This window comes from Bradyrhizobium sp. S3.7.6, from assembly GCF_054061875.1.
In genome coordinates this window covers 4691075-4714422 of record NZ_JBSSEQ010000001.1, presented here as the reverse complement: position 1 = coordinate 4714422, position 23348 = coordinate 4691075, and the positions used below count along the sequence as shown (strand labels likewise).

22 protein-coding genes are annotated in these 23348 nt (G+C 62.5%); 5 read left to right on the top strand and 17 right to left on the bottom strand.

All coding sequences use genetic code 11. The features are described from left to right. Window positions 1-65: 65 nt before the first annotated feature. On the top strand, window positions 66-1337 hold the full coding sequence (locus ACVJ5M_RS22805) for a hypothetical protein (protein WP_354097677.1): 1272 nt from the start codon (window positions 66-68) through the stop codon (window positions 1335-1337). 51 nt (window positions 1338-1388) lie between these two features. On the opposite strand, the gene ACVJ5M_RS22800 is transcribed toward ACVJ5M_RS22805, so the two are convergent. After that, on the bottom strand, window positions 1389-3005 hold the full coding sequence (locus tag ACVJ5M_RS22800) for a winged helix-turn-helix domain-containing tetratricopeptide repeat protein (protein ID WP_354100164.1): 1617 nt from the start codon (window positions 3003-3005) through the stop codon (window positions 1389-1391). A 287-nt stretch (window positions 3006-3292) separates the two neighbouring features. Here ACVJ5M_RS22800 and ACVJ5M_RS22795 point away from each other — a divergent pair, with 287 nt between their 5' ends. After that, window positions 3293-4294 (top strand): Bug family tripartite tricarboxylate transporter substrate binding protein, encoded by a 1002-nt coding sequence (locus tag ACVJ5M_RS22795; RefSeq protein ID WP_354097679.1) that lies wholly within the window; start codon window positions 3293-3295, stop codon window positions 4292-4294. 329 nt (window positions 4295-4623) lie between these two features. Here ACVJ5M_RS22795 and ACVJ5M_RS22790 read toward each other — a convergent pair whose 3' ends face one another. The 4 genes from ACVJ5M_RS22790 to ACVJ5M_RS22775 form a co-directional block, all read right to left on the bottom strand. Next, window positions 4624-5217, bottom strand: a complete 594-nt coding sequence (locus ACVJ5M_RS22790) for a DUF6647 family protein (protein ID WP_166096961.1) — start codon at window positions 5215-5217, stop codon at window positions 4624-4626. A gap of 340 nt (window positions 5218-5557) precedes the next feature. Next, a complete protein-coding gene (locus ACVJ5M_RS22785) occupies window positions 5558-6073 on the bottom strand; it encodes a hypothetical protein (protein ID WP_354097681.1) in 516 nt (171 codons plus the stop codon). A gap of 61 nt (window positions 6074-6134) precedes the next feature. Continuing rightward, complete coding sequence (locus ACVJ5M_RS22780) at window positions 6135-6794, bottom strand: YybH family protein (RefSeq protein ID WP_354097682.1); 660 nt, start codon at window positions 6792-6794, stop codon at window positions 6135-6137. Then, window positions 6791-7534 (bottom strand): hypothetical protein, encoded by a 744-nt coding sequence (locus tag ACVJ5M_RS22775; RefSeq protein ID WP_354097683.1) that lies wholly within the window; start codon window positions 7532-7534, stop codon window positions 6791-6793. Before ACVJ5M_RS22775 ends, ACVJ5M_RS22780 begins: the two co-directional genes overlap by 4 nt. A gap of 869 nt (window positions 7535-8403) precedes the next feature. On the opposite strand from ACVJ5M_RS22775, the gene ACVJ5M_RS22770 reads away from it, so the two are divergent. Both ACVJ5M_RS22770 and ACVJ5M_RS22765 read left to right on the top strand, forming a co-directional pair. Continuing rightward, the gene (locus ACVJ5M_RS22770; RefSeq protein ID WP_354097684.1) at window positions 8404-9837 is read left to right on the top strand and encodes a DUF1254 domain-containing protein; all 1434 of its coding nucleotides are present in this window, start codon (window positions 8404-8406) and stop codon (window positions 9835-9837) included. Between the two features lie 206 nt (window positions 9838-10043). Further along, window positions 10044-10343, top strand: a complete 300-nt coding sequence (locus ACVJ5M_RS22765; RefSeq protein ID WP_354097685.1) for a hypothetical protein — start codon at window positions 10044-10046, stop codon at window positions 10341-10343. A gap of 83 nt (window positions 10344-10426) precedes the next feature. Here the strand turns inward: ACVJ5M_RS22765 and ACVJ5M_RS22760 are convergent, their stop codons facing one another. Continuing rightward, a complete protein-coding gene (locus ACVJ5M_RS22760; protein ID WP_354097686.1) occupies window positions 10427-11206 on the bottom strand; it encodes a helix-turn-helix transcriptional regulator in 780 nt (259 codons plus the stop codon). Between the two features lie 109 nt (window positions 11207-11315). Between ACVJ5M_RS22760 and ACVJ5M_RS22755 the strand changes: the two genes are divergently transcribed. After that, window positions 11316-12395: a zinc-binding alcohol dehydrogenase family protein gene (locus ACVJ5M_RS22755; protein ID WP_354097687.1), complete on the top strand. Its 1080-nt coding sequence runs from the start codon at window positions 11316-11318 to the stop codon at window positions 12393-12395. 130 nt (window positions 12396-12525) lie between these two features. Here ACVJ5M_RS22755 and ACVJ5M_RS22750 read toward each other — a convergent pair whose 3' ends face one another. From ACVJ5M_RS22750 to ACVJ5M_RS22700, 11 genes are all read right to left on the bottom strand, one after another. After that, entirely contained in the window at window positions 12526-13230 is a 705-nt protein-coding gene (locus tag ACVJ5M_RS22750) for an ABC transporter ATP-binding protein (protein WP_028153958.1), read from the bottom strand. A 7-nt stretch (window positions 13231-13237) separates the two neighbouring features. Beyond that, a complete protein-coding gene (locus ACVJ5M_RS22745; protein ID WP_014494909.1) occupies window positions 13238-14518 on the bottom strand; it encodes a lipoprotein-releasing ABC transporter permease subunit in 1281 nt (426 codons plus the stop codon). Between the two features lie 73 nt (window positions 14519-14591). Next, entirely contained in the window at window positions 14592-15911 is a 1320-nt protein-coding gene (proS, locus tag ACVJ5M_RS22740) for a proline--tRNA ligase (RefSeq protein ID WP_354097688.1), read from the bottom strand. A 151-nt stretch (window positions 15912-16062) separates the two neighbouring features. Beyond that, window positions 16063-17625: a copper resistance CopC/CopD family protein gene (locus tag ACVJ5M_RS22735; protein ID WP_354097689.1), complete on the bottom strand. Its 1563-nt coding sequence runs from the start codon at window positions 17623-17625 to the stop codon at window positions 16063-16065. After that, on the bottom strand, window positions 17625-18143 hold the full coding sequence (locus tag ACVJ5M_RS22730) for a YcnI family copper-binding membrane protein (RefSeq protein ID WP_354097690.1): 519 nt from the start codon (window positions 18141-18143) through the stop codon (window positions 17625-17627). The genes ACVJ5M_RS22735 and ACVJ5M_RS22730 overlap by 1 nt, the downstream gene beginning before the upstream one ends. Before the next feature lie 20 nt (window positions 18144-18163). Continuing rightward, window positions 18164-18346 (bottom strand): hypothetical protein, encoded by a 183-nt coding sequence (locus tag ACVJ5M_RS22725; protein WP_354097691.1) that lies wholly within the window; start codon window positions 18344-18346, stop codon window positions 18164-18166. Beyond that, window positions 18343-18597, bottom strand: coding sequence for a hypothetical protein (locus ACVJ5M_RS22720; RefSeq protein WP_354097692.1), 255 nt, complete (start codon window positions 18595-18597; stop codon window positions 18343-18345). The genes ACVJ5M_RS22725 and ACVJ5M_RS22720 overlap by 4 nt, the downstream gene beginning before the upstream one ends. Further along, window positions 18597-19118, bottom strand: a complete 522-nt coding sequence (locus ACVJ5M_RS22715; protein WP_063983006.1) for a copper chaperone PCu(A)C — start codon at window positions 19116-19118, stop codon at window positions 18597-18599. The genes ACVJ5M_RS22720 and ACVJ5M_RS22715 overlap by 1 nt, the downstream gene beginning before the upstream one ends. A gap of 28 nt (window positions 19119-19146) precedes the next feature. Beyond that, on the bottom strand, window positions 19147-19644 hold the full coding sequence (locus ACVJ5M_RS22710; protein WP_354097693.1) for a TlpA family protein disulfide reductase: 498 nt from the start codon (window positions 19642-19644) through the stop codon (window positions 19147-19149). Continuing rightward, entirely contained in the window at window positions 19641-20852 is a 1212-nt protein-coding gene (locus tag ACVJ5M_RS22705) for a sialidase family protein (RefSeq protein WP_354097694.1), read from the bottom strand. Before ACVJ5M_RS22705 ends, ACVJ5M_RS22710 begins: the two co-directional genes overlap by 4 nt. A gap of 26 nt (window positions 20853-20878) precedes the next feature. Continuing rightward, a complete protein-coding gene (locus ACVJ5M_RS22700) occupies window positions 20879-23284 on the bottom strand; it encodes a TonB-dependent receptor family protein (protein WP_354100163.1) in 2406 nt (801 codons plus the stop codon). Window positions 23285-23348 lie beyond the last annotated feature (64 nt).

The following is a 23348-nucleotide window of genomic DNA, read 5'->3' as shown; positions in this document are numbered from 1 at the left end:
TGTAGGCGCGCCGATCATCATGTAACGTCGGCGCCTATCTTCACCGCGCGTGGCCCAGTCGTTACATGCTTGCCCGTATTTTGTTTCTCGCGGCCGTGCTGCTTCCATGCGCGCTGCATGCCCAAGAGACGCCTGCCGAAAATCCCGGATTTGCGCGCAGGCTGACGATCTATCTTGCCAAGGGGGCACTGGACGCGTGCGGGCCCGGCTGCGACCGCTGGATCGCCATCGAGGGCGAGATCGATGGAGACGCTAGCCAGCGCATTCGCCGCTTCCTGGCCGGCGTCAAGGACACGCAGCGTCCGATCTACCTGCACTCGCCCGGCGGGAACGTGGAGCAGTCCTACGTCATTGGCCGGCTGCTGCGCGGTCGCAAGGCGATCGCGCGGGTCGGCCGGACGATCGCGACGGCGTGCGCCGCCGGCACACAGGTGGACGCCGCATGCCTGAAGACGAAGGCCGCCGGCGGCGAGGTCGAGGCGGAGCTCACGACCTACCATGCGATGTGCAACTCGGCCTGCGGTTACCTGTTTCTCGGCGCGACATCACGCGAGGTCGCTCCCGACGCCGCCCTGGCGGTCCATAACTCCAGGCTGGTCCTCGTCTTTCACGGGCATCCTGCTCCGCAGGCGGTCGTGGAATACAGGCAACGCCGGATCGCGAACGCCGACCGCGACCGCGCTGCGTTCATCGCGGCGATGGGGATCAGCCGCGGGCTCGACGATCTCATCCGGACCGTGAAGTTCGAAAATCTGCATATGCTGACGCGAGCCGAGCTCTATCGTTTCGGAATCGACACGCGACCGTTTGCCGAAGGGATGTGGAGGCTGGAGAAGGCAACGCGGCCGTTCATCAGCAAGATCGCGGTGATGAAGAAGGAGAGCGGCTCCTCGTTCCGGACGATGGAATGGCGCATGTTTTGCGAAACCAGGAATCGCGTGCCGCTGCTGTTCGCGGGCGAGATCGACGAGGCGAGCGTCGGCAAAAGCACGATCATGATGACGGCGGACGCCGACAAGGACCAGGAGGCCGGAGGGTTTCCGGTGCGGGCCGCGAAGTACGAGATGTGGAGCGGCAGCATCGACCCTGACATGGTCAAGGCGATCATGGCGTCCCGCTCCCTCCATATCCGGCGGACCACGCCCATGCTGGACGAAAAGGTGGACGTCGCGAAATTCGACATCGACCTGACGGGCCTGGCGTCGATACGAACTCAGCTTGCGGCGGCGTGCACGTCGGTCGCGGCCAAGCCGAAAGGTCCCTGGCCGGCAAGCCCTTGGCCAGCAACTCCGCTGCCGAACGTCTCCGCGCCGCCCTCGGCCATGCCGTCGCCGTAAGCGCAGGAGCGCCCGATCCTTGTTGGGCGCGCACCGGCAACCTCCTGCCGTTCATCCCTCCGGCACCCCGGCCATGCGCATGCCCTCATACACACGCTCGCGCCCGGCGAGATAAGCCGGATGGTCGCTCGTCACGCGGGCCCGGTAGCGGCGGAGAGTGAAGGTCGGATTGAGCACAAGGCCGGCCTGTGCGGCGGCCCGCGCCTCGTCCGGTGAGCCGAGCAGCGACAGCGCAGCGGCGAGATAGTAATGCGGGAGGGGATGATTTCGGTTGGCCTCGATGCTCCGGCGCAGCCAGGCAACCGCTTCCACGTCGGCGCCGAGAAACAATTTGGCGAGACCGACAAACATGAACCACCGGTAGGCGTAGGAATCGCGAGGAGAGAGGCGAAGCGCCTCGCGGATATGGGCCTCGGTCTCGCTACTGCGACCGAGAAAAAACTTGGCGAGACCGATGAAGGCATGAGCGTCGGCCAAATTGAGATCCAGTGCCAACGCCCGCTCGCATTCAGCGATGGCTCGGGCCGGGTTGCTAAATGATTGGACCAGACCCAGGATGCTACGGGCCCGAGCATGGTTTGGCGCAAGGGACAGAGCCTTGGTTGAGGCTGCCTCGGCCGCCGCCAAGTGCGCTTTCCAGTCGTCGGTGACAAGATTGGCCCCAAGCGCCGCTTCAACCCGCGCCGAGCCGACCAGCGCCTCGATATTGTCGGGATCGAGTGCCAGGGCGCGGTCGAAAAAGGCCTGCGCTTGCGTCATGTATTGCGGGGTCGTCCCATTGTTCTCGTAAGCCCAGCCCTGGAAATACAGGTCCATTGCATCGGGATGGGTTGAACGTTCCGCTCGCCGCGCTTCAACCTGAATGAGCTGGGCATTTAGCGTGCTTGCGAGCCGCGATACGATCTCGTCCTGCATGTCGAACAGGTCGGCGACGGGTTTCTCGAACCTCTCGGCCCATAGGTGATTGCCGGTTTCGGCATCGATCAGCTGAACATTCACCCGAAGCCGATTGCCGCCTCGTTGCACGGAACCTTCGAGCACATAGCGGACGTTCAACTCGCGTCCGACTTGCTTTACATCGACGGCTTTGCCCTTGAAGGTGAAAGCGGTGTTACGCGCGATCACGAATGAGCCACTGATGCGCGAAAGGTCCGTGGTCAGGCTGTCGGTCACGCCATCAACGAAATAGTCCTGCTCGGGATCACCTCCGAAGTTCGCGAATGGCAGCACGACGATGGAAAGGCGCGGCGCAGGAATCGACATCGCAACGGTCGCGGCGTAGGACCGATCTGGACCGGCGATACCCTGAAATCCCCGTTCACCGGAATCGGCTGTGAGCGCCGCGTCTGCGGGCCTCTGCACTTCCTGCACCGTTCCAACGAAACGGAAGCCTTTGCGTTGCAGAGTTTTGATGAGACGCTGCTTTTCGCCGGAATCGCCAATCACACTCCGAGCGACGTTCAGCCGCGTCGTCAGTGCCGCATCGGACACGACACGGCCGTTCCAGATGGTCTTGATGAGGTCGTCCTTGCTTACGACCCGTTCCCTGTTGCGGATCAGGTAATCGAGCAGGTCGAACACCTGCGGCGCAACCGAGACCACGTGCGCCCCGCGGTAAAGCTCGCGAAGGTCGGTGTCGAATGCGTACTCGTCGAAGAGATACCGCAAGCTGGCAATTCCCTGGGTGGCTTTCCCCCGTCGGTCTCTCGCGCCGGTTGCAGCGCAAGAGTAAGCCGGCGGTGAAGAGAATGTAAGCAGAATGTCAAGAGCGCCCGCCCATGGCCTGCTACCATCCTCGGGACGGCACAATTTGCTCAGGAAGCAATCCATGAGCACGACCAACGGCTTGCCGTACCGCGCAGCAGTGCCCCGAGCAGCGGCTCAGGATTCAACGTAGGGCCGTCCGCTTGAAGGACTGGCAGTAACGCCACGACGCGCGTCCTCGGAATACAAACATGATGGAGACCGTGATGGCATTGAAGATCACGCGCCGCGCCTTCATCGCAACCGGCGCAGCCACCATCGCTTTGTCGTATCATGATAGCGGGTGGACGCAGACCTGGCCCTCCCGGCCGATCAAGATTGTTTGCGCCTATCCCGCCGGCGGACTTGCGGACACCCTCGCGCGCGTCTACGGCGAATACCTCTCCCAGAAGCTCGGCCAGCCGGTGATAGTTGAGAATAAGGCGGGTGCCAGCGGTTCGATCGCTGCAGCAGCCGTGAAGCAATCGCCACCGGACGGTTACACGTTACTCCTCGCCATCACCGCAACTCTGGTGCAAAGCCGCGTGCTATTTAAGACTTTGCCATACGACGCCGACAGGGACTTCGCGCTCATTTCCAGCATGTCGGCAGGATATCTGCCATTGGTCGCCTATAAGGCGACCAATGCCACCAATTTAAAGGAGTTCGTCGAATACGCCCGCAGGAACGTGACCAACGTCGGGACCTTCGGCGCAGGCTCCTACCCTCATATCGTCGTTGCAGAGCTCAACAAGCAGTACGGGCTGCAGATGAAAGCCGTGCACTACCGCGGCGAAGCGCCGATGTGGCAGGACCTCGCGGCCGGCGTGCTCCAGGCGGCGATGGGGAGCTACGCCAATGCCGTCAACGCGCTGGAATCCGGAGTTGGGAGGGCAATCGCCGTGCAGACGAGGACGCGGAGCAGAAAGCTTCCCGACGTTCCCACATTTTTCGAGCAGGGTGCCGAATCCGAGCTCTTTGCTATGACCGGTTACGTCTTTCTCGCCGGTCCCATCGGCATGCCGCAGGACATCGTGGAGCGCCTTTCCGGCCTGATGGTGGAGGCAGGCAAGACCGACAAGATACAGAAGCTGCTCGACGCGTACGGCATCGATGAGTCCGCTCAAGGACATATCGCGTTCAGAAAGCTGTACGACAGCGAAACGCCTCCCTTGGTGGCTGCCGTGAAGGCATTGGGGCTGACGCCTGAATAGAGTGCGGATGCCGGCGCCCGTCCGCCTTGCAGATCGCCGTGGGGCCACGAGCGGATCTGTGCGCCATCGGCTGAATGGATGAACCCGTCACCTCAGCAGAACTCAGGGAACAAGCACCGCTGGCATTAGTCCCGTTGGCAGCGGTACAAACTGATTCTGCTGCCCCGGAGCCATCGCCAGGATCGCCAATGCAATTGCGAGGACGGCCAAGAGTCTGGCCATCAATCAAATCCGCTGAAGATCTTGCTGGTACGTACGAGATGATCTTGGCTCTGCGCTCCTTTTGGAAAGGCAATCGTTCGACAGCGACTGGGATCGACCGGTCACAATCAATACATGCATGCCGAAGTTATCAGCACCGTGAACATGTCGACGTCGAACTCGTTCTCCAGGCTAAGTCCGAACCGCTCCAGCCATTTATCCTGAGCCAGGTAGGCCAACTTCTCTCGCGCCTGTGGGCAGACAAATTTGAGCCCTCCAACATTCTGAAGGTGATGGACCATTTCGTGTACCAGGACCGATTGGTCGGTCGGCGAAGTGCCGCCCCAATCATCAGGAAGCAGGATCGTTCTCGTCTCGTTGTCGTAAAGTGCAACGACCTCGCGCTGAGCTAGTTGCCCATCGCTTTCCATGAAGCCTTGCGAAGAAGTACGGTCCCTTGCACGCAACCTCGCAAGCTCCATCTTCGACGCAAATTCAACGACGGGACGCTGTTTGATGGCAGGCAGGTCGAAATTCGATGAGAGCCAAGTCACAATGTCATCCAACAGGGCTTCCGCAAGTTGAGCTGCATCAGAATGCAACGAAACCGAACGCGACTCGGCGGACGCGCTGCGCTCCAAAGCATATTCGCAATCCGCTTTAGAGGATGTGGCTAACGTCAGGGAGGCTATCGCCGCGACCAAGAGGAATTGCTTGAACATGACCCTCTCCTCAGAGGCTGTCCGAAAAAGACACTCTTCAAAAAATCAGTCGGCAATTGTGAATGGCTGGAACATAGCATTCGCCTGGCCACGTCGTTGTGAACCCATTCACACCCAAAGAACTCACAACGCCGCCGGTCACCGAACATGCGGGCGAGCGGCGTGCCTCGTACTTCACCGGGACACCGGCCGCCCGTTCAGCAGACGACGGAACCACGTCGCTAGGGCGTGGTAGCGGACGTGAGCGCCGGGGCAAACCGTTTGGAAGACGTTGCTGCCTTGGCATCCCGAACTGCAGCAATCGAGGCCGTCCGCCGTTGCTGGAATTCAGCGGACGAGCCTAGTTCGTCTTGACGAACTTGTACGTCCCCTTCTTGTGGCCAATGACCTGACTGATGCCATCGAAGTTGCTCTTGAGAGGGTCGATGGTGACGACGAGCGCGGCCTGGAGACCTTCGAATTTGCCGGTCCCACCCGTTATGTTGCAATTGTTGGGGGATGCGGGCAACCAATCGCATTGCTCGAACAACTGGTCGCCGTCCTTGTCGACGTAAGTACAGAACCCGTGAAGCTCGGCGGTCTTCGCCGAAGGATCCGTCAGGCGGCTGAGCTGACAACGTCCACCCATGTTGTTGAGTACAGGATTTCCCGCCTCGTTTGAGGCTGCCATGGCCTGGTTCATGAGAACAAACTCTCTACCGCCGCCGATCGGCATCGGCTTGAGAGCAGGAATCGGCGTCGCGGTGAATATGACCGAGACGGGGCCCTCCGGCGGCATGCTCTGAGCCTGGACACTCGTCGTTGCCAGAACTGATGCGACTGAAAGCAATGCGAGGTTTGCGCGCAAAATGGCCATCGCTGACTCCCTTTGAGGTGGTGCAGAGAACGATTGCGGGCGGAGAAGGCTATGCCTTGAGTTACTTTGCGGCCTGCTGCGGCTGGGGCGGCGGCGGTTTGGGGACCGACGTGAGCATGCGAATCTTCCATTGCCCGTCCTCACGAACATCGAGAGCGGTCCAAACAACGGTGAAGTCTATGGGAGCGCCTGTCTCGCTGTTGCCGGTAACGCGAGACTCGCCGGTGACCAGAGCCATGCTTTCTGACAATGACTGAACCTCGGTCATCTTGACCTCGAGGCGACTAACTCCCGCCTTGAAAGCGTTCTCATAGTACCTGGTATTGTCCACGACGCCGTCTTCAGTCACTCGCATATAGTTCTTGGTATAGAGCGAAGTAATCCCGGCGGGATCCTTGTTGCTGAAGTACCGCTCGTATGCTGAACCTATCTTTCCAATTTCCTCCTTGAGATTTTGATCTGACGCAGTCGCAGGAATTGCCGATAGTAACAGCGAGATACATACAGCTCCAAATCCGCGCATAATGTCACTCCCTACTGTTGACGCCGCTCCAGACGAGACTTGAGACCAGGCTTGCCTCCATCCCCCTTGAACTCCCGATGCCGCTGCATTTGAGCCCGCAGCCTCGTTGTTCTCCACGGACAGGAAGTCTCTCTTGATCTGACGCAAGGATTTTTCTCCGCTGTCAGCGCCGCTCGAAACTTGGTTGTTCGTCTTCATGGTGGCAGCAGAGCGGCCGCGATTCCGCCGCTAAGGTCAGGCGCCCGCACGAAGAGAAAACGGGAGGTCGCCGGTATTTCAGCGTCATCTCGGCCGTCCTGGCCGATCAGGATCAATCCGGCTCCGCCATTTGCCACGTTGAGAACCACGGGCTCTCCGCTCCACGTCTTGATCGGCTGCATTCCCACGATGAGGAATTCACCCATGGGCTGATCGAGATACTGAAGACGCAATTGCGGACCGACCTCCGCTGCCGCAAGTTCAAAGCCGAGTTGTCGGGCCCGTGCGTAAATGACGGCCAGAGGCACGCTATCGGTCTTGAAGCCGAGCTGGACCGCGGATACCGCCACAAGCTCCACGTCCATCTTGTTGGAACTGACCGTAAAGGCCGGTCGAGCGAGAACTTCCGCGGCCAGCCCGCCGATGTTGCAGCCGACCGCATCCAATGCATCGCGCAACGCAACGGAGTTGCCAAAAGTGCCGACCGCAATCGTCTTCCATGTCGGAACGTCGCGGACGGACGCGATGAGTTTTTGCGGCAAATCAACTGCACGAACCTTGCCGAGTTTCAGTTGATTCTGTAGCACGTCGCGCGCCGAGCATTGTCCCCACGCCCTGGGCGCGAACTGAAACAAGGAAGCGGCACAGAGCAACGCAACCATCAAGCAATGGCTGCCCCATCTCGCGTTCGGATGGTGATGTGGTGCGGCGCGATCCGCTTGGCTTGTCAGAATGCACATGTCGAATATCGACTTGTTGCAAAATTCAACTGAAAAGAACCCGCCTCCGAGTCAATGGGAAGAACGGAGGCCAATGAAAAACATCGCCCGACCGAACTCAAAAGGGGGGCCGGAGGCGGGGAGCTATTGGCTCAACTATTACAATTTCAAATGAACGGGCGGCGGTCCGTAAGCCCGATCGCCCGTCGCATCAAACCGAAAGCGGAATGACGTGTTCAAACGTAGCACCACGAGTCCCTCGGTACAATCAGCAACTCCGCCCACCAGCGTGCATTGCGATCACTCGATCGCGCTTCGCCGCGAACACCACTCCGAGGCCGCAGACGTTTGTCATGGGTCACAAGCCGCGACTGTTCGCCGCAAGCTCATCGACGACAATCGCCCGATCGCGCCGTCGCGCGTCCGTCGGCCGCGCCACGTGACGACCCCTGTGCCTATCACAATCGGCCGCGCGCAGACGCCGGAGCATTCATCGAGCTATTCTCGGCAGATGGGCTCACATCATCAGCGTCCGACCTCAAGACGATGAATCATCGGATGAAGGGCTGCTCCATTTCGAGCACACGAGGTTGCAATCCAATGACGATCCGGCGCTGAAGCTCGTCATCTAAACGCCGGTCTCGGACGTCGGTTCACGATCGCCTGGCGTCAGCTTTTGAGGGCCAAGCGGAGCGCAGCGATCCGTCAGAGCAACGCCGCTCGTGACCCGTCGGCGGACTCCCTTGATCTAGATCAACCAGAACGCGGCGCTTCGCCGCTTAGCTGGCTCATCCTCCTTTGCCTGAGTTGGAGGGAAATAGGAAAACACCCGCAGTGGCGGCACTGCATCGCCCCACTCGGCCAATGCAGCGAATTTCAGGAGAACCCTTATGCAAAAGCATCTGTTGTCGCTTGCTGCGATCCTGTCGGGTTTGAGTCTCATCGTGTCGACATCGACCCCGAGCGCCGCTCAATCGATTTCTGCGGAAGAGGCACAAGCGATCGCTGCGGAGGCCTATGTTTACTTCTATCCGCTCGTGACGATGGACCTGACGCGCAAGCAGCTCATCAATTCCGATCCCAAAACTGCGGCAATAGGCGGTCCTCCGAACACGTTCGACAATATCCAGGCCTACCCGACCGCAGACATGAAGGCGGTGGTGCGGCCCAATTTCGACACGCTGTATTCGAGCGCCTGGCTCGACCTGACCCGCGAACCCATGGTCGTTTCGGTTCCTGATACCGGTGGCCGCTACTACCTGCTGCCGATGCTCGACATGTGGACGGATGTGTTCGCGTCGCCGGGATGGCGTACGACAGGCACCAAGGCAGCGAATTTCCTGGTCGTGCCGCCGGGCTGGAACGGAAACGTGCCGGCGGGCTTCGCACGTATCGACGCGCCGACGCCTTATGTCTGGATCATCGGCCGCACCAAGACCGATGGTCCTGCCGACTATGCTCCGGTTCACGAGGTGCAGAAGGGGTACAAGATCACACCGCTATCTGGGTGGGGTAAGCCCCCGGTCGCCGTGACACAGACCATCGATCCCAACGTTGACGTCAAGACGCCGCCGAAGCTGCAAGTCGACACGATGGCAGGCGATAAGTTTTTTGCCTATGCGACGGAGCTATCCAAGGTCCACCCGCCGCACATCACAGATGAGCCGATCATCGCGCGCATGGCGCGGATAGGGCTCGAACCGGGCAAGACGTTCGATATGACCAAAGCCGATGCGACGATACGGAAAGCTATCGAGGATGCGCCGGCTCAGGCGCAAAAACTGATGGCATGGAAAGTCCCTACACTGGCGCGCGTCGCAAATCACTGGTCCATGAACACGGACACGATGGGCGTCTACGGTAACTACTACTTGAAGCGCGCGATCGTCGCGCAGCTCGGGCTCGGCGCTAATCTGCCGGAGGACGCGATCTACCCGAACAGTGTTGGCGATGAAAACGGCAAGCCGCTCGACGGCGCAAACAAATACATCGTCCGCTTTGCCAAGGACGCGGTGCCGCCGGTCGAGGCATTCTGGTCAATCACCCTGTATGACGATGAAGGCTTCCAGGTTGCCAATCCACTCAATCGCTTTGCGGTGAGCAGCTGGATGCCGTTCAAACGCGAGGCCGACGGATCGCTCACGCTCTACGTCCAGAATGACAATCCGGGCGGCGATCGCGAAGCCAACTGGCTGCCCGCGCCCAAAAGCCCGTTCAACCTCACCATGCGTCTTTATGCGCCAAAGTCGGAGGCATTGACCGGCGTGTGGAATCCACCCGCCATCAAGCGGGTCGATAGTGAAACCGTTGGCCGGCAGCAATGACAATGCCAAGGGAGCCCGGCCGGGCAAGGCACGCGCGGCGCATTTAAAGCGCCCGAGAAAGGGCAGAGTTGATTACGCTCGCGAAGCCTGAACCAGGATCACGCCGCCGAAGACGAACCTTCATCGAGATCGAACGGGAGGTTCGCTCCTCAAACGTCGCTCGATAATTGCCTCTTGGACAGTTTACACAGCTAAGGAGGTAGCCCATGCCGATCGTTCAATTTACTCGCTTCAAAACCGAGAAGGTCGAGGAAACGGTCCAGATCATCCGGCAGGCGAAGAAAATCTTTGAAAAACACGGTGCCGAGTTTCTTCGGCTCTCCCGTTTCCACACCGGTCCCTGGGCAGGAGAGTTGCTGGTTACGACGCGCTACTCCAATTGGGAAGTCTACGGCAAGGTGCAGGAGGCCGTATCAAAGGACGCGGAGTTCGCGCAGCTGCAGGCTGATGGAATGAAGATTGCCGAACTACAGGGCCGCAACATCGCCGTCAGCATCGATCTCTAGTCGGGGCGCCGCCCCGCAAACCACAATAAGCGCGGAGGCCGCCGGACATATGCCGGTGGCCTTCCCGATCTGGTGACGGCGTTCTACGCCCCGACTGGCGTATAGATCACGAGCTTCAGCGCGGGATCGTCGTTGGCCTGAAAACTCGTGTGCTCGAAATGGAGCACGCCCAGAGTTGGATGAGACATCGTCTTGAGGCCCGAGGCCGTGCTGCGGATCTCGTGGGCTTCCCACCATTTGACGAATTCCGGGCTGCCCTGCCGCAGCCGTGTCAGCAACTCCGCAAAGGCGGGATCGCCGGCCCAGACGTCGTGGGTGGCGCGAAACATTGCGACCATGCGCTTGGCGACCTCCGCCCAGTCCGCGCCGTAAGCCTTGCGCGTCTGCTTGTTGGTCATCATCAGGAGCATCGTGTTGCGATCCTCCTCCGGCAACCGGCCGAACGCAAAAACCTGCTCGGCGGCTTCGTTCCAGGCCAGCACGTCCCAGCGCCGCCCGGTGATATAGGCCGGATGCGGCAGGCTCTCGATCAGCCGCAGGATCGGCGGCGGCACGATCTCGCGCGTGAACGCCCGCTTGTCGCCGTCGCGTGCCAGCGCCTTGAGATGCGCATGCTCGGCCTTGCTCAGCCGCAGCGCACGGGCGAGCGCATCGACGGTGGTGACCGACGGGCTGACGGTGCGCCCCTGCTCGAGACGGATGTACCAGTCGACACCGATGCCGGCGAGCTGGGCGACCTCCTCGCGGCGCAGGCCCGCGGTGCGCCGGCGGCTGCCCGCGGGAAGACCGACCGTCTTCGGCGTCAGCTTTTCGCGGCGGGACCGCAGGAAGTCGCCGAATTCGATGCGGCGCGGGTCGGCCATGATGTTGCGCTCCGATGGAGGGCCTTCGTGATACTAGGATAATACCAGGCCTTCCCGGCCCTTCCAAGGCGGCGCATAAGCCCTTTCACCCGACTTTGAGGTGAACATCATGAAAGCTGCCGTACTCAAATCCTTCGGATCGCCGCTGGTGATCGAGAATGTGCCGGAGCCGGTGCTCGGCACCGGCGAGGTCATCGTCGACGTCGTCGCCACGCGCGTCCTGTCCTACATGAACGAGGTTTTCAGCGGCGAGCGCAACTACGCGCTCGACCTGCCGATCATCCCGGGTCCCGGCGGCATCGGCCGGGTGCGCGCGATCGGCCCGGACGCGACCAAGCTCGCCGTTGGCGACTGGGTGTTCTGCGACCCGACGGTGCGTTCGCGCGATGACATCGTGGCGCCCGATATCGCCCTGCAAGGGCTCACGGCCGCCGGCCCCGGCGGTATGCGCCTGCAGCGGCATTTTCGCCACGGCTCCTATGCCGAGCGGATGCGCGTGCCGACCGAGAATGTGAAGCGGCTTGGCGCGATCATGTCCGCGGAAGCCACGCAATGGTGCGCGCTGGGCACGCTGCTGGTGCCCTATGGCGGCTTCCTCGCCGCCAACCTTCAACCCGGCGAGACCGTGCTGGTAAGCGGCGCCACCGGCAATTTCGGCAGCGCGGCCGTCTCGGTCGCGCTCGCGATGGGCGGGGCCTGCGTGGTCGCGCCAGGTCGCAACGACAGGATTTTGGCCGACCTCGTCCGCCGCTTCGGCGATCGGGTGAAGCCGGTGAAGCTCACCGGCAACGAGAGCGACGACTGCGAAAGCATGAAGCGCGCCGCACCGGGGCCGATCGACTGCGTGTTCGACATCATGCCGCCCTCGGTCAGCACGACCGTCGTACGCGCGGCGATCATGACGGTGCGCGCTTACGGCCGCGTCGTGCTGATGGGCGGCGTCGGCATGGCGGGCGGCGCAGGCCTCGATCTGCCCTACCCCTGGATCATGCGCAACTGCATCAGCATCCACGGCGTCTGGATGTATCCGCCGGATGCGGCGAGCCGCCTGATCGCGCTGGTGCGCGCGGGATTGTTACGGCTCGACGAATACGCGACGACGGATTTCGACCTCGACCACGCCAACGAGGCGGTGGAACACGCCGCGGCGAATGGCGGACCGTTCAAATTGACGGTGATCAGGCCGTAGCCGCCCCGCCACTGCGGCGATGCGCCGCCGCAGCCGATAGGCCCGACATGCCAAATGGCTGGAAGGCGTCACCCCGATCGTAGCCGGCCAAGGCCGGCTACTGTGCATGGGGTTGTTTTCGCAGTTTTTATTATTCGAGCTCGACGACCTGGCCGTTCGACAGCGACACGCGCCGGTCCATGCGGCCGGCGAGCTCCATATTGTGGGTCGCGATCAGCATGGAGACCTTGGTTGCCTTGACCAGCTGCATCAACGCCTGGAAGACGTGATCGGCCGTGTGCGGATCGAGGTTGCCGGTCGGCTCGTCCGCGAACAGCACACGCGGCGCGTTGGCGACCGCGCGCGCGATCGCGACGCGCTGTTGCTCGCCGCCCGACAATTCCGCGGGCCGATGGGTGATGCGGTCGCCGAGGCCGAGATAGCCAAGGATCTCCTTGGCGCGCTTGACGCTCTCCGATTTCTTCAGACCACGGATCATCTGCGGCATCATCACGTTCTCGAGCGCCGAGAACTCCGGCAGCAGCCGGTGCGACTGGTAGACGAAGCCGATATCGGTGCGGCGGAGCTGGGTACGCTCGATGTCGGGCAGCTGCGAGGTCGGCGCGCCGTTGACGTAGACCTCGCCGGAATCGGGCGCTTCAAGCAGCCCCGCGATGTGCAGCAACGTGGATTTGCCCGAGCCCGACGGTGCGACCAGCGCCACCGATTGCCCGGCCCACAGTGCGAGCTTGGCGTTGTCGAGGATCGTCAGCGGCACCTCGCCCTGCAAGTACTGCCGCTTTATCTCGTGGAGATAAATGACCGGTACATCTTCCGCCCCCTGCTGGCTCTCCATCAGCCCCTCACTCGTACCGCAGCGCTTCGACGGGATCGAGGCGCGCGGCGCGCCACGACGGGTACAGCGTCGCAAGGAACGACAGCGTCAGCGCCATGATGACGACCGCCGTGGTCTCGCCGACGTCGATCTCGGCGGGCAGCTTCGACAGGAAGTAGAGCTCCGGCGAGAACAGCTCGGTGCTGGTCAGCCAGGACAGGAATTGCCTGATGGACTCGATGTTGAGGCAGATCACGAGGCCGACGAAGAAGCCGACCAGCGTGCCGACCACGCCGATCGAGGCGCCCGTGATCAGGAAGACGCGCATGATCGAGCCTTGCGAGGCGCCCATCGTGCGCAGGATCGCGATGTCGCTGCCCTTGTCCTTCACCAGCATGATCAAGCCGGAGACGATGTTGAGTGCGGCGACCAGCACGATCATGGTCAGGATCAGGAACATCACGTTGCGCTCGACCTGGAGCGCGTTGAAGAAGGTCGAGTTGCGCTGCCGCCAGTCGACCAGGAAGACCGGCCGGCCCGCGGCCTCCGTCACCGCCTTGCGGAAGGCGTCGATCTTGTCGGGGTTGGTGGTGAACACCTCGATCGAGGTGACGTCGTTGCTGCGGTTGAAATAGGCCTGAGCTTCGGCCAGTGGCATGAACACGAAGCCGAGATCGTATTCGGACATGCCGATCTCGAACACCGCCACGATCTTGTAGGGTTTTATGCGCGGCGTCGTGCCCATCGGGGTGACCGCGCCCTTCGGCGCCACCAGCGTCACGCTGTCACCGGCATGCAATGACAGCTGGTCGGCGAGGCGGCGGCCGATCGCGACCCCCTGCCCGTCGTCAAAGCCCTCGAGCGAGCCCTGCTTGATGTTCTTGGCGATCGAGGTGAGGTTGTTGAGGTCGTCGGAGCGGATGCCGCGCACCAGGACGCCCGAGGCGTTCCACGGCGAGGACGCCAGCGCCTGGCCGTCGACCACGGGCGCTGCGAGCCGGATGCCCTGGACCTGGCTGAGGCGGTCGGCGACGTCCTTCCAGTCGGTCAGCGGCGATTCCAGCGGCTGCACCAGGATGTGGCCGTTGAGGCCCAAAATCTTGTCGAGCAGCTCTTTGCGGAAGCCGTTCATGACAGCCATGACGATGATCAGCGTCGCCACGCCGAGCATGATGCCGAGGAAGGAGAACCCGGCGATGACCGAGATGAATCCCTCCTTGCGGCGCGCCCGCAGATAGCGCGCCGACAGCATCCACTCGAATGGCGCAAAAGGCGCGGTTTGCTTGGTCTCGGTCATGGTCTCATCCATCGCTCGATAATCCCATGATTCGGGGTCAATTGTGGCCGGATTGGCGGCCGCGATATCGCGCGATGAACAATATTCAGCCGACCAGCCGGGCGATCGCGTCCGCAGGCGACATCGTCTCGCGGGAGCCGTCACTGCGCTTCTTGATCTCGACCTTGCCCTCGGCGAGGCCCTTCGGCCCGATCATGATCTGCCAGGGGATGCCGATCAGGTCGGCGGCGGCGAATTTGGCGCCGGCGCGCTGGTCGGTGTCGTCGTAGAGCACGTCGACGCCCTTGGCGGTGAGCTCGGCGTAGAGCTTCTCGCAGGCCGCATCGACCGCGGCATCGCCCTGCTTGAGGTTGAGAATCGACACGCGGAACGGGGCCACCGCCTCCGGCCATTTGATGCCGGCATCGTCATGGCAGGCCTCGATGATGGCACCTAACAGGCGCGAGACGCCGACGCCGTAGGAGCCGCCATGGATCGGCACATCGACACCGTCGGGGCCCGCAACCAGCGCCTTCATCGCGTCGGAATACTTCGTGCCGAAATAGAAGATCTGCCCGACCTCGATGCCGCGGGTGTTCACCCGCTTGTCCGCAGGCACTTCCTGCTCGAAGCGCGCGGCGTCGTGCACGTCTTCCGTCGCCGCATAGACCGAGGTCCATTGCTTGATGATCGGCGTCAGATCGCTGTCGTAGTCGACGTCCTCGCCCGGCACCGGCAGGTCCAGCACGTCGCGATTGATGAAAACGCCGGATTCACCGGTCTCCGCGAGCACGATGAATTCGTGGCTGAGATCGCCGCCGATCGGGCCGGTCTCGGCGCGCATCGGGATCGCCTTCAGCCCCATTCGCGCGAAGGTGCGCAGATAGGCGACGAACATCTTGTTGTAGGCGACGCGCGCTGCGGCCTCGTTGAGGTCGAAGGAATAGGCGTCCTTCATCAGGAACTCGCGGCCGCGCATCACGCCGAAACGCGGACGCTGCTCGTCGCGGAATTTCCATTGGATATGATAGAGGTTGAGCGGCAGGTTCTTGTAGGACTTGACGTAGGCGCGGAAGATCTCGGTGATCATTTCCTCGTTGGTCGGCCCATACAGCAGCTCGCGCTTGTGGCGATCGGCGATGCGCAGCATTTCCGGGCCGTAGGCGTCGTAACGGCCGCTCTCGCGCCAGAGGTCCGCGAGCTGGAGCGTCGGCATCAAGAGTTCCAGCGCACCGGAGCGGTCCTGCTCCTCGCGCACGATCTGCTCGATCTTCTTCAGCACGCGGAAGCCGAGCGGCAGCCAGGCATAGATGCCGGCCGCCTCCTGCCTGATCATGCCGGCGCGCAGCATCAGCCGATGCGAGACGATCTCGGCCTCTTTCGGATTTTCCTTCAGGATGGGCAGAAAGAATCGCGACAACCGCATGGCAATACTCTGGGAATCAGTGATCGCCTGCAGTGAAAGCGGATTGGGAGCGAAAACACAAGACCGGGAATGAGGAAAAGCCGCTAAGGCGGCGGAATTCCTGTCATTTTTCCGTTGCCTTCAGGTTCAGCATGAACCGCACCGGCGCGCTTTAAGGCAGCCCCAGATCGAGCTCGTCCTCCAGCGTGACCTTCTCGAAATCGGTCACCAGCGCGTCGATCCGCACATGCCAGCGGCCGGCGAAGGGGAGCTCGACCTTGCGCACATGCCAGTAGCCGTCCGGCCCGAGCGAGGCGCCCCGCTCCATCGGCTCGATGCCGCGCTCCGGCAGGCTCAGGGTCAGCGTCACCTCCTTCGCGATCAGCGGCGTGGCCTCGCCGGTCATGAGCTGGAGCACGAAATCGTCGAGCCCGGCCTTGCCCGGCGAGACCAGCACCTGGAACATCGCCTTGTCGCTGTGGATGTGGATCGCCAAAGGCGTCTCGGGAATGATCGTCCGCGGCGGCGGGGTGAAGCGCCAGCCGGCGACGACGGCAAGGATGGCGAGTGCGATCGCGCCTTCCAGCAGGATCGAGCGCTTGAGCGCGGGCGTCCCATTCTCGTCGCGGGCCAGGGCCGGTGTCAGCCTGAACCGATTGAGCGCGGCGAGCGCCAGCAATCCCGTGACCAATGCAAGCTTGATCGAGAGGATGAGTCCGTAGCGGGTCTCGACCAGCGCGACCGGCTTTTCGAGCTGAACGATCGCGAGTGCGAGGCCGGTCAAGGCCAGCACGCCGACCGCCAGCGCAGCGATGCGGGAAAAGCGGTTCACGACGGGGAGCGTCGCAGTCGTCGGCTTCGACACCAGCGCGACCAGCGGCGCGAGAGCACCGATCCAGATGGTGACGCCGAGGCCGTGGAGAAAGATCGCCGGCCGGGTCAACGCCTCCGGCGGGGCCGTTGCAGCGTGCCCGGTCATGGCAAGCGACAGGCCGACGCCAACGAGCGCGATGATCGCAAGAGCGCGCGCATACCATGCTCTGCGCAGCGCCATCAACGCCAGCAGCATCGCAACAATCGCAACCAGCAGCGCGGGGCCGGCGCTGGTCGCGAACGCGACCTTCCACGGGGCGGCCGTCGCGAGAGCCGCTGGCGGCAGCCCGAGGAGATCGAGGCCCAACGCGCCAACGGACGCTGTGGCGCTCGGAATGCCGATGGTCAGCGCTACGCGCGGAACGGTCATGCCCGTCGTCGACCACGCAACCCAGCGCGCAAAGAACACGCCTCCGACACCGACGAACAGCCCGAGATAAAGACCAACCCGCGCAAGCCAGATCAGCACGTTCAACCCGCGATCGGCATTGGCGGGAGGTTGCGTCCCTGTCGGCATGCCGATCGAGAAGATCACCGATCCCGCGACGGGATGGCCGTCCTGCGAGATCACGCGATAGCTGACGACCGCAGTGCCTTGCGGCAGGTCGGGCGGCATCGCGACCGAGATCGTTTCGCCCGACGCGCTGACGCGCGCATCGTCCCGCGCCCTGCCTGCGCCGTCGATCAATTGGATTGCGCCCGGCGTCACCGCCTCGTTGAAGCGCAGCTCCACCGCCTTCGGCGCGCTCGCAAGCATGCTGCCGCTCGCCGGCTCGACCGCGACGAGCGCCGCATGTGCGGACGCGCCGGTCGTGAAGCCGACAACGCAGAGCAGCGTCGCGAGCGCGGCGAGCAGGCGCATCAGGGCTTTGGCAGGAGCTTCACGCCCGGTGCCGGCGATTTGCCCTCGTGCGAATGCCCTTCCCCGTCCGCCTGGATCTCGATCCAGCGGCTGACGCCGGTCTCGCACTCCTGGACGACGGGGAAATACAGCGTCGTGTTCGGCTTCAGGCTGTTGGTCAGGAAGCTGCTGATGACGAACTCGTCGTAATTGTGATCCGGCAGCTTGCCGCCGGACCAGGGCACCTCCCTGACGCCGGAGGCAAGCTTGTTGCCGTGATAGTCGTATTCATTGGCGTACTTGCCTTCGACGACGTCGACGCTCCAGCCCGCCTTTGGCATCGGCTTCACCGCGATCACGCCCTCCGGAATCTGCACCCTGATCTTCACCGTGGGCGAACCCGCGCAGCCGTGCGGCACGGTGAAGACGGCCTTGTAGTAGGAACCAACCGTCGCCTGCTTGGTCTCAAGCGTGATATGCGCCGATGCAGGCGACGCGGCCAGCGCGGCGATCAGGAACAGGCAGGATTTCTTCGACATGTTTGGCCCCTTCGACAACGTCATTTGATCAGGATCGGTGATTCCACGCTGACATGATCGGCCTCGGAGATCGAAATTCCGAGACCCAGCATCCAGCGTCCGGGCGTCAATTGCGCGACCTTCACGCGCCAGCTGTCCTCGCCGTCGCGCGAAGCCTCGACCGGCGCGAGCTTCCGGCCGGACTGCGTGTCCACGAGCGTCACCGACACGGCTCTCGCGTAAGCGGCGTCTCGTCCGTGGTTTCGAGCTGGATGGCGATCTCGACCGGGCCGGCGCGGCCCGGCGACACCGTGACATTGGCCATGGCCTTCTCGGTGTGCAGGTGCGTGAAAAAGCTGTCGTCGTCCGTCGCCGCCGCAAGCGGTGTGGCGGCAACCGACAGCAACGCAGCCATCGCGAGCGCAAGGCCTGTGAGGGATCGACGCGAGGTCATCGGAAACTTGATCTGTTTCATCACATCTTCATTCCCGAATGATCCGGCATTTTCTTCATCATGTGCCCGCCGTCGCCTGGCGCCTGCGCACCGACGCCCTGGACGTCGAGGGAGACGGCGACCTTGCCGGCCTTCTCGAACTCCAGCGTCACCGGTACCTTGTCACCCTGCTTGAACGGACCCTTCAGCTCCTGGAGCATCAGATGATTGCCACCGGGCGCGAGCTTCACCGTCTTGCCGGCATCGATCACGAGCCCCTTGTCGAGCGGACGCATCTTCATCACACCGTTGTCCATCGCCATCTCATGAACCTCGGTCTTCCCCGCGATGTCGGCGGAAACGCTGACCAGCCTGTCCGCCGTTGTCCCCTTGTTCTCGATGGTGAGATAGCCGCCGGCGACCTTGGCGCCGCCCGGCGTCGCCCGGCTCCAGGCCTGCGAGATGACGAGATCGCCGGCCTTGACGTCCTCGGCCGCCGCTGGTGCTGCGCAGAGCGCGAGAGCGAACGCTGCGAGCAGCACATCTTTCAACATGGTCTTCATATCGGTATTCCCGTTTGCAGATTGAATTTCAGTGTGTGGCGAGCTGTTGGCCCGACCATTTTTCGAGATCGGCCATCTCGGCCGAGCCTTCGATCGTCGTGATTGTCCCGTCCCGGGAGATGAGCATGGTCCGGGGAATGTCGCCCTGCCAGGCGGGGTCGATCTCGAACCTCAAACGCTCGACAAAACCGTCGTTGAAGATGAAGTTCTCGGTCGACGACAGCCCCGCCTTGTCAAGCATCGACTGCGTTGCCGTCGGCAAGTTCGGCACGAGATCGGCGCTGATCGTGACCACGTCGATCCCGGGATGGTCCTTCGCAAACCGCCCGAGCAACGGCAGCTCGACCTTGCAGGGCCCGCAGGTCACGCCCCAGAAATGCACGAGCGTCGGGCGGCCCGCATGTCCCCTAAGGACGCCTTGCCAGGTGCCGCGCTCGAACGGTTTCAGGGCCGGCGCTGCTCCCAGCGTAGCCGTTGACGCGATCAGGAGACCCAGACCCAGAATGCCTGCAAATCGACGTCTCATGGCTGGTCCTCGATTGCTGTGAGCCGATAGCCGTCCGCTTTCGTCATCCATGACAAATAGACCTGTTGGCCATTGGAAACGAGCAAGGGATGATCGGATGTGTCGGTCGTGCTCGATATCGTCTTCGGCGGCGACCAGCTCTCGCCATCGTCGCGGGAAATCATCATCTGGACCGAGGTCTTCTCGCCGTCGAACTCCTTCCAGACCATCACCGTTCCCACAGCACTTGCGAGCACGTAAGGACGCGTCGGATTGCGGCCCGGCTGCCCCAGCGCCATGGGCGCAGAGAAGGTGCGGCCTTCGTCGCGCGAGTGGGCGTAGAACAGTCCCTTGCGCGCCTTGCCGTTCGTGTACCAGGCGACGTGATAGGTCCCGTTCGGCGCAACGGTGAGGCTCGGTCCGTGATGCGGGCAGGCGTTGATCTGCCAGTCGTCATTGCTGACCCGATGGATTTCCCCCGGCGTCGAGACGTCGGCGAAGGTCATGACCGCGTGATCGCGCACGCCGCCCTCGAAGATATTTCTGAAGATCACGGCCGGACGCCCGGGCGCCGCGAATGTCAGTCCCAACCGGCAGCATTCGCAGGTGTTGTCACGCGCAAGCTTCGCCTCCGCGTAGGTGGCGCCGCCATCGCGCGACGAGGCGAAGAACAGCCCCGCTCCCTCGTACTTCCGTCCCACCTCCTTCGCGGGAACGCGATTGCGCTTGTCCAGCCATGCCGCAAAGACCGTTCCGTCCTGATCGAGCGCCAGCGCCTCAAAACGCTGGCTCTCGTTGTTGGCGGTGATGGGCTTCAGCTCCGCGAAGCTCTTTCCGCCATCGGCCGAACGTGTGTAGAGCACCTGGCCGTTGAAAGCCTCATCCCTGAAGATCGAGAATGCGAGCGCGATGCCGCCCTTGCGATCGACCACGATCTTCGGCCGCGCATCCGGCCCCCAGTCGAGGTTCAGCCGCTTGGTCGTGACTTGGACGGGAGCCGAAAAACTGCGGCCCGCATCCTGCGAACTCGCAACCGAGACCTGCCCGCCTGCCATCCAGACCAGCCACAACGCTCCGTCCGGACCGAATGCGGGCGTCACCTTGGTTGCGCAGCGCAACGTGGGCTCCTCACACGCCGCTTCGGAGGCATGCGGACCGTGCATCTGCGCGAGCGCCGCACCTTGCAGGAATGCAAGAGCGACTATCCCAAGCAAGCCACGTCGGACCATGGCCCTACTCCCTTCGAGAGCCCGGATCATCTGAACGCCACCTTCATACCCGCAACGAACAGGCGCGGCGAGCCCGCGTAGATCGATCCCGTCGTGTTTGCGAGCACGCTCGCAGGATTTTGAAGGCCCGCCGCCGTCACCGTATTGGCGATGTTGTTTGCCGACGCGACGTAGGTGCGGTCGAAAACATTCCTGACTTCGAGGAACAGGTTCAGGGATCTGAAAGCGTCGGACACGAGATCGGTCTTGTAGTGGACGTTCAAATTGACCAGCTCATAACCCGGCGCTTTCAGCAGATTTGCATTGTCCATGTAGAAGGAGTCCTTCCACTGGACTTCCACGAAGCCACCGAGACCTGCCAGTGGCCCGGCAAACTCGTCGTAGCCGACCCGGGCTGTCAGCTCGTTGGGCGAGATGCCGGGGATCTTGTTGCCGGCCCGGTTGAAGCTGAAGACCGCACCATTGGTGATGTTCTCGACATACTCCGTGTAGACCTCGTCGAGGTAGGTGTAGGCCGCCATGAACCGCCAGCCCGGATAGAACTTCCAATCGGCCGCAAGCTCGATGCCGCGATGCTCCGAGCGCGGCGCATTGAACGTGTAGCTCGTGTTAGGTGAATTGACAGGTGTTGCCTGCGATACAAGTTCGTCGCGAAAGAACTCGTAGAAGCCCGTCGCGCTGACTTTGAGCGTGTTGTTCGGTGTCCAGTCGAAACCGAGGTCGTAGCCCAGATTTTTCTGAGCCTGGAGCTGGGTATTGTTGCCCGACAGCCCACTCGGCAGGACAAACAGGTTCGAAACCTGCGGAGTGCCGTACCCCGTAGCAACCCGCCCCCTGAGCACCCACTCGTTGTTCACCGTATAGAGCAACGCTAGTTCAGGCGCAGTGTTCTGGAATTGCCTGTCCGCGGTCGTCAGCGTCGTCGTGGTAATGCCAGTGGGGCCAGCGTACGCATACGCAGTGTTGATCCCCTTGAGAACGGTAGTTTCCCAGCCGATGCCTGCGACAGCCGTCAAGGATGTCGTCAGCTTGAGCTCTTCCCGCGCGCGAACGCCGTAATTGGTCGTCTGGCTATAAAGATTGCTCGACAGACTGCCGAGTGTGGCATTGCCCCCCGGCATGACGTTCCGCGTGTCGCTCGAGGCCGTCAGGGTGTTGTAGAAGGCACCGAAGAACGTGGTCGATTCCAGCCCGAGAATCTCGCCCCGCTTGGTGACGTCGCTCATGAAATTGTACGAGGGAAAATCTCCGATCGCGCTGGTCGTGCCGGTCGGCTGATTGATGTTCCTGTCGTCGAACACGAACTGGTTGCGCCAGGTCGTGGTGTTGTCGAAATCGTGCTCCCAGCGGCCGCCGACGATGGTGCGGCGGTCGTTGCGGCCAAGCCCGGCCTGCACGGCCGTCTCCTTGTCGGTTCCAGCGGTTGCATTGAAGCCGTTGTTGAACAGTGTGACCGTGCCGCATCCGGCGGCGGCCGAGACGCCGGTCGCACAGCCCTGCTGGAAAGGGTTTTGATAGTACTGGTTCAGCGACTGCCGGATCGGCAGCCTAGTGCTGAGGTCGTTGTTGATGATCTTGACCGTGAAACGATCGTCCGGCGTCGCCTTGAGCGTGCCGAGGAAGTTGACGGTCTGCGTATTGAACCAGCTATTGCCGATATAGCCGTCGCCTCGCGTGTCGCTTGCGAACAGCGAGCCCTCGAAGTTCCCGACCTTTTTGCCGGCCGCGAGATAATTGTTGAGATAGCCGTAGCTGCCACCGTCAACACCATATTCGACGCCGTCGATCGTGCCGCCCGGGCGTGTCCGGAAATTGAGCGCGCCGCCGGTCGCGTAATTGCCGTAGAGCGCCGACGAGGGGCCGCGGATCACGTCGATGGCGGCATAGGCCCGCGGATCGATCAGGTCACTGCGCGACAGGCCGTCCGGCTGCGTCACCGGGAAGCCGTCGTCGAAGATCACGAGATTGCGGATGCCAAAGCCGTTCCGGGCGTTGGAGCCACGGATCGAGATGCCGATATCGCGGGGTCCGTTGCCCTGCTTCACCGATATGCCGGGGCTCTCGCGCAGCACGTCGGCCACGGTAACCGCCGGCCGGTTGTCGAACTGGCTGCGATAGATGGTCGTCTCGGTCTGGCCGGTTGGCGCCTGATTGAGACCGGCTCGCGCAGCGCTGGCCGTCACGGCCCCGTTTGGGGTCGATGCGCTGACGCCCGCACTCGGCGTAACGGGCCTCGCCGCGCGGCCGGCCGAAGCGGCTCGCGGCCGCGAAGGCCGGGTGACTGGCTTGGCACGGGCAGTCTGCGGCGCCTCAACGGTCACCGCCGGCAGCTCCGTGTTCGTGCTTTGGGCAAAGACCCCGCTCGACGACGCAAGCAGCGCGGCCTGGACCGCGACGACGCTTACGCCACGGCGGGCATGACAACGTAACATGGGGCATTCCTGACGCCGGCTTTCTCTCCGGCCATTCGACAGCATCGATCGCCAGCGGACGGAC

Bases quoted from the DNA above. Each gene is read 5' to 3' on its own strand.
- ACVJ5M_RS22765 (WP_354097685.1), top strand. From the start codon at position 10,044: ATGCCGATCGTTCAATTTACTCGCTTCAAAACCGAGAAGGTCGAGGAA.
- proS (WP_354097688.1), bottom strand. From the start codon at position 15,911: ATGCGGTTGTCGCGATTCTTTCTGCCCATCCTGAAGGAAAATCCGAAA.
- ACVJ5M_RS22745 (WP_014494909.1), bottom strand. From the start codon at position 14,518: ATGGATGAGACCATGACCGAGACCAAGCAAACCGCGCCTTTTGCGCCA.
- ACVJ5M_RS22790 (WP_166096961.1), bottom strand. From the start codon at position 5,217: ATGTTCAAGCAATTCCTCTTGGTCGCGGCGATAGCCTCCCTGACGTTA.
- ACVJ5M_RS22705 (WP_354097694.1), bottom strand. From the start codon at position 20,852: ATGGTCCGACGTGGCTTGCTTGGGATAGTCGCTCTTGCATTCCTGCAA.
- ACVJ5M_RS22780 (WP_354097682.1), bottom strand. From the start codon at position 6,794: ATGAAGACGAACAACCAAGTTTCGAGCGGCGCTGACAGCGGAGAAAAA.
- ACVJ5M_RS22735 (WP_354097689.1), bottom strand. From the start codon at position 17,625: ATGCGCCTGCTCGCCGCGCTCGCGACGCTGCTCTGCGTTGTCGGCTTC.
- ACVJ5M_RS22750 (WP_028153958.1), bottom strand. From the start codon at position 13,230: ATGGAGAGCCAGCAGGGGGCGGAAGATGTACCGGTCATTTATCTCCAC.
- ACVJ5M_RS22785 (WP_354097681.1), bottom strand. From the start codon at position 6,073: ATGGCCATTTTGCGCGCAAACCTCGCATTGCTTTCAGTCGCATCAGTT.
- ACVJ5M_RS22720 (WP_354097692.1), bottom strand. From the start codon at position 18,597: ATGAAACAGATCAAGTTTCCGATGACCTCGCGTCGATCCCTCACAGGC.
- ACVJ5M_RS22775 (WP_354097683.1), bottom strand. From the start codon at position 7,534: ATGTGCATTCTGACAAGCCAAGCGGATCGCGCCGCACCACATCACCAT.
- ACVJ5M_RS22730 (WP_354097690.1), bottom strand. From the start codon at position 18,143: ATGTCGAAGAAATCCTGCCTGTTCCTGATCGCCGCGCTGGCCGCGTCG.
- ACVJ5M_RS22700 (WP_354100163.1), bottom strand. From the start codon at position 23,284: ATGTTACGTTGTCATGCCCGCCGTGGCGTAAGCGTCGTCGCGGTCCAG.
- ACVJ5M_RS22805 (WP_354097677.1), top strand. From the start codon at position 66: ATGCTTGCCCGTATTTTGTTTCTCGCGGCCGTGCTGCTTCCATGCGCG.
- ACVJ5M_RS22795 (WP_354097679.1), top strand. From the start codon at position 3,293: ATGATGGAGACCGTGATGGCATTGAAGATCACGCGCCGCGCCTTCATC.
- ACVJ5M_RS22760 (WP_354097686.1), bottom strand. From the start codon at position 11,206: ATGGCCGACCCGCGCCGCATCGAATTCGGCGACTTCCTGCGGTCCCGC.
- ACVJ5M_RS22755 (WP_354097687.1), top strand. From the start codon at position 11,316: ATGAAAGCTGCCGTACTCAAATCCTTCGGATCGCCGCTGGTGATCGAG.
- ACVJ5M_RS22710 (WP_354097693.1), bottom strand. From the start codon at position 19,644: ATGAGACGTCGATTTGCAGGCATTCTGGGTCTGGGTCTCCTGATCGCG.
- ACVJ5M_RS22715 (WP_063983006.1), bottom strand. From the start codon at position 19,118: ATGAAGACCATGTTGAAAGATGTGCTGCTCGCAGCGTTCGCTCTCGCG.
- ACVJ5M_RS22770 (WP_354097684.1), top strand. From the start codon at position 8,404: ATGCAAAAGCATCTGTTGTCGCTTGCTGCGATCCTGTCGGGTTTGAGT.